Genomic DNA, 4,765 nt, shown 5'->3' on the forward strand with positions numbered 1-4,765 from the left:
GGCCGAGGAGTCGGGCACCATGACCAACCTCGAGGGCCGCATCCTGCGCCGCGCCAAGGCCATCGAACCCCCCGAGGGCGTGCGCACCGACCTTCAGGTCCTGGCCGACCTGGCCACCCGCCTGGGACAGCCCGCCGAACGCTTCCCCACCGACCCCGACACCGTTCTGGCCGAACTCGGCCGCGCCTCCGCCGGGGGAGCGGCCGACTACTCCGGCGCCACCCCCGACCGCCTGGACAACGGCGAGGCCCTGTACTGGCCCGTGCGCACCGACGCCGAGCCCACCCCCCGCCTGTTCCTGGACACCTTCGCCCACCCCGACGGGCGCGCCCGCCTCATCGCCGTCTCCCACCGCCCACCTGCCGAGGCCACCGACGAGGACTACCCCCTCATCGCCACCACCGGACGGCTCATGGGCCACTACCAGTCCGGCGCCCAGACCCGCCGCGTCCCCGAACTCACCGGCGCCGAACCCGAGGCCTACGTCGAAGTCCACCCCGACACCGCCGCCCGCGCCGGACTCGCCCACGGAGACTGGGCCCGCCTGACCTCCCGCCGCGGCCACACCCGCGCCCGTGTGCGCCTCACTCCCACCGCACGCCTGGACACCGTGTTCGTGCCCTTCCACTTCGCCGACGACCAGGCCGCCAACAACATCACCAACCCCGCGCTGGACCCCACCAGCCGCATGCCCGAGTTCAAGGTCAGCGCCGTGCGTCTGGACCCCGAGCCCACCCCCTGACCACCCCACCCGCCCACCCCGGCCGACGCCGCCCGGGAACCCACACCACCACCAGGAGGCCGCAGATGAGCACCACGCAGGCACCGCCCCCGCGTCAGATCGTGGTCGTCGGCAACGGGATGGTCGGCGCCCGCTTCGCCGAGGAGGTCGCCCGCCTGGACCCCACCGGAGAGCGCGTCCACGTCACCGTGGTCGGCGAGGAGGACCAGGCCGCCTACAACCGCGTCCTGCTCTCCGGCGTGGTCGCGGGCTCCTACACCCCAGACCAGATCCGCCTGCCCGTCCCCGACACCCCGGGCGTCACCGTGCGCACCGGTGTGGCCGCCACCGCGCTGGACCCCGAACGACGCCGCCTCACCCTGGACGACGGAACCCACCTGTCCTATGACGAACTCGTCCTGGCCACCGGAGCCCGCGCCGCCTTCCCACCCATCACCGGCGTGGCCGCCCCAGACGGCAGCCCGGGGGAGGGGGTCACCGCTCTGCGCGATTTGGCCGACTGCCAACGCGTGCTGTCCCTGGCCCGCCCCGGCGCGCCCGTGGTCGTCCTAGGCGGCGGCGTGCTGGGCCTGGAGGCCGCTCGCGGGCTGGTCGGCCGCGGCATGCGCGTGTCGGTCGTGGAGTCCTCGCCCTGGATCATGCGCCGCCAGATCGACAAGCCCGCCGCCCGCATCCTCGCCGACCAGTACGCCGCCCTCGGGGTCACCGTGCACTCCTGGCGGGTCGCCTCCCGCTGGGTACCCGGCACCGGCCTGGAACTGGACGACGGACGCGTCCTGCCCGGCGACGCCCTGGTGGTCACCGCCGGAGTGCGCGGCAACATCGAACTGGCCAAGGACGCCGGGATCGAGGTCGAACACGGCGTCCTGGTCGATGACACCCTGACCACCTCCGACGCGCGCGTGCACGCCATCGGCGACTGCGCCCAGCACCCCGGCGGCGGCGCCGGACTGGTCCAACCCGGCTGGGAGCAGGCCTCCGTGCTCGCCCAGCGGCTCACCGGGACCGCCCCCCAGGCCGCCTACACCGGTTCCAGCCCCCTGACCCGCCTCAAGGCCGAGGGCATCGAACTGACCGCGTTCGGCCGCGTCCACGACGAGGAGGACACCGAGGACCTGGAGACGGTGACCATCAGCGACCCGCACGGAGGCCGCTACGCCAAACTCGTGGTCAGCGCCGAGCGCGTGGTCGGCGCCGTCCTGCTGGGCTTCCCCGAGGCCGCCGCCACCCTGTCCCAGCTCTTCGACACCGGCGCCCCCGTGCCCGCCGACCGGCTCGCCCTCGTCCAGGGGCTGCCCACGGCCGCCCCTGAGACCGAGTCCGCCCCCGACCAGCAGACCCTGGTGTGCCGGTGCAATGCCGTCACCCGCGAGAGCATCGAACAGGCCTGGCTGGACGGGGCCCGCACCCGCGAGGCCATCGCCGACACCACCCGTGCCACCACCGGATGCGGCGGTTGCGTACGCGACGTCAACGCGCTGCTGTCGGGTCTCAACGACACCGACCCCGCCAAGGTCGGCTGACCGGGGTCGTTCCGCTCGCCGCGAGGCCATGGCGGCGAGCGGGACGACTCATTCCACCCACCACATCAGCAGCGGAACCGCCCCCAGCACGACGACGGTCGCCAGCGCCACCACCCACCAGCGGTCCCGCCAGACCCACCCCGCCACGAGGGCGGGCAGCGGCGCCAGGGCCAGGCCGAACATCCACCACACCGGGACCGGCGCGACGAAGGTCTCCCGCTGCTCCGCGCACGCCTCGGCCGCCCACCCGCCCGGACTCGGGACGTACCCGCACACCTGCGGTTCGCTGGCCTCCACGGTGATCATCAGCCCCGCGAGCAGGGCGAAGGGCACGACGGGAAAGCTCAGCAGCCCCAGGAGGACCCGCCTGACGATCCGTCCGGCGCGCCCGCCACCCGCACTGGGTGAAGGGGAGGTCGAGGACACGGGGGAGTGTTCGGGGGGAGAGGCCATGGTCGTGCACCCTAGCCGAGCACGGATCGCCCCGCGCCCGTCCACCGCCGCCGCTACTGGCCGGCCCCNNATGCGCTCACGCAGCAGGTCGGCGTGCCCGTTGTGCCGCGCGTACTCCTCCACCATGTGCACCAGCACCTCGCGCAGCGACATGGTCCCGTGCCGGTCGATCTCGAACGTGGCGTCCAGCGACGCCGCCCGGGCCACGAAGTCGTCGGTGAAGGCGACCTCCTCACGCCAGACCCGCCAGGCCTCCTCCACCACCGTCGGGTCGGCGACCGCACCGTCGAACTCGGCGTCGGGGTCCTCGGACGTGCAGAACAGCCGCGGCAGGTCCAACCCCGACAACCGCAGCCGGAACCAGGCCCGCTCCACCTCGGCCATGTGACGCACCAGTCCCAGCAGCGACATGGTGGAGGGATCCACCGACCTGCGCGCCAACTGCTCGGCGTCCAGCCCCTCGCACTTGATGTCCAACGTCAGCCGTTGGTCCCGAAGGAACCCCATCAGGGTGGCGCGTTCGTCGCCCAGCCGCGGCCCGCCCATACGCGGATCGTTCCGGGCATCCAAGAACATGTCCGCGCGCTTGTTCAGTTCACTCATGGCCGCGATTCTCACCCATCCGAACCCGCCGCGGACAGCCCCGGCCCGCCCCTCGACGACAACGGGCCCGTCCGCGCGGGAACGACCCCTAGCGCAGTGCCAGGGCGACGGCCGAGCACACCAGCGCCAGGACCGACAGCAGGGTACGCACGTGGTTCCAGCGCACCCACACCGCCTCGAAGGCGCCGCGCACCGCCGCGGGGTCGGCGACATCCACGGCCGGCCCCGCCGCCTCCAACGCGTTGTTCCTGGGGATGTTGAAGGCGAACGTGATCAGGATGACGGCCAACAGCGCCGCCAGGGCCGTGAAGGACCACACCGTCGTCATCCCGGCGCCGACAACGGCATCCCGCGCCGCCGTGACCAGCGCCGCCACCGGAGCACCCAGGAAGACCAGGGCGAACAAAGGGTTGAGGATCGCCACGTTGACACCCTGCATGGTCTCGATCATCGCCTGGTCTCCCGCACGCCGCAGCCCCGGCATCACCGCCACCGAGAACGCGAAGAACAGCCCAGCGAACAATCCGATCAGCACCACCGACAGCACCGGCACAGCCACGAACACCGCCTGCACCACCCATCACCCCCACCATCGTCCCGTCGCCCACCCACGTTCCGAGCGCAGACTACCGACCCCGCCACGACACACCGCCCTCAGCCCAGGTCGGCGCCCCACACGGGTTGGCAGACTGTCCACTCTTACCGCCCAGCGCACCGGATCCGTATGGCGGCACCCCCTTTTCCTCGGCCCCCTGTCGCTATACCGTTCGGTAGGTGTGCTCTCCCCCGCTCGTCGGACGTGCCCGGGAACGACGGCAGTTGCGCACCGCGGCAGACCCTGGACGCCTTGTCCTCGTGGCCGGGTCCGCCGGTTCGGGAAAGACCCGACTGGTCCAGGAACTCCACGAGGCCACGGACACGACGGTCCTGACCGGCCACTGCCCGCCCCGGGCCGAACCGTTCCCCCTCGCCCCCGTCATCGAAGCCCTGCGCGGCGCCCCCATCCCCGACGGCCTCAGCCCGTTGTGCGGCGCCCTGCACGCCCTCATGCCCGAACACGGCGACCGCCTGCCCGCCCCCCTGCCTCCCGCGACCACCCCCGCCGACGACCAACACCGCACCTACCGCGCCTTCACCGAACTCCTCGGCGCCCTGGGACCGGCCGTCCTGGTGGTGGAGGACGTGCAGTGGATCGACCAGACCACCCGCGACCTGCTGCACTACCTCACCCCCCGCCTGCCCCCCACCCTCTCCCTCGTCCTGACCTACCGGCCCGAGGAACTGCCCCGGTCCTTCCCCGTGGCCGCCCTGGCCGCCCTGGCCCCCGCCACCACCACCCACGACGAACTCACCCTGGACCCGCTCACCCCCCAGGACCTGCTCACCCTCGCCCACGGGTTCACGGCCACCGCCACCGCCGAGGACGCCCACCGCCTCCACGCCT

General features: G+C 72.9%; 5 protein-coding genes. 3 read left to right on the top strand and 2 right to left on the bottom strand.

Annotated elements, in window-relative coordinates; genetic code table 11:
- On the top strand, positions 1-742 hold a 742-nt coding region (locus tag D471_RS0105010; RefSeq protein WP_017597619.1), incomplete at its 5' end, for a molybdopterin oxidoreductase family protein.
- A 65-nt stretch (positions 743-807) separates the two neighbouring features.
- Positions 808-2,265, top strand: a complete 1,458-nt coding sequence (locus tag D471_RS0105015; protein ID WP_017597620.1) for an FAD-dependent oxidoreductase — start codon at positions 808-810, stop codon at positions 2,263-2,265.
- Positions 2,266-2,313: 48 nt separating this feature from the next.
- On the opposite strand, the gene D471_RS39045 is transcribed toward D471_RS0105015, so the two are convergent.
- On the bottom strand, positions 2,314-3,321 hold the full coding sequence (locus D471_RS39045; RefSeq protein ID WP_017597621.1) for a DinB family protein: 1,008 nt from the start codon (positions 3,319-3,321) through the stop codon (positions 2,314-2,316).
- Positions 3,322-3,409: 88 nt separating this feature from the next.
- Positions 3,410-3,898 carry an anthrone oxygenase family protein gene (locus tag D471_RS0105025; RefSeq protein ID WP_017597622.1) on the bottom strand — a complete coding sequence of 163 codons (489 nt, stop codon included), beginning with the start codon at positions 3,896-3,898 and terminating at the stop codon, positions 3,410-3,412.
- 197 nt (positions 3,899-4,095) lie between these two features.
- Between D471_RS0105025 and D471_RS0105030 the strand changes: the two genes are divergently transcribed.
- Positions 4,096-4,765, top strand: a 670-nt coding sequence (locus D471_RS0105030; protein WP_152486224.1) for an AAA family ATPase, incomplete at its 3' end; no start/stop codon positions are given.

Origin of the sequence: Nocardiopsis lucentensis DSM 44048 (assembly GCF_000341125.1) — a bacterium.
GTDB classification, from domain to species: Bacteria; Actinomycetota; Actinomycetes; order Streptosporangiales; family Streptosporangiaceae; genus Nocardiopsis; species Nocardiopsis lucentensis.

What these genes read in the sequence shown, in the direction of transcription:
- D471_RS0105015 (WP_017597620.1), top strand. Translation starts at nt 808, where the DNA reads ATGAGCACCACGCAGGCACCGCCCCCGCGTCAGATCGTGGTCGTCGGC.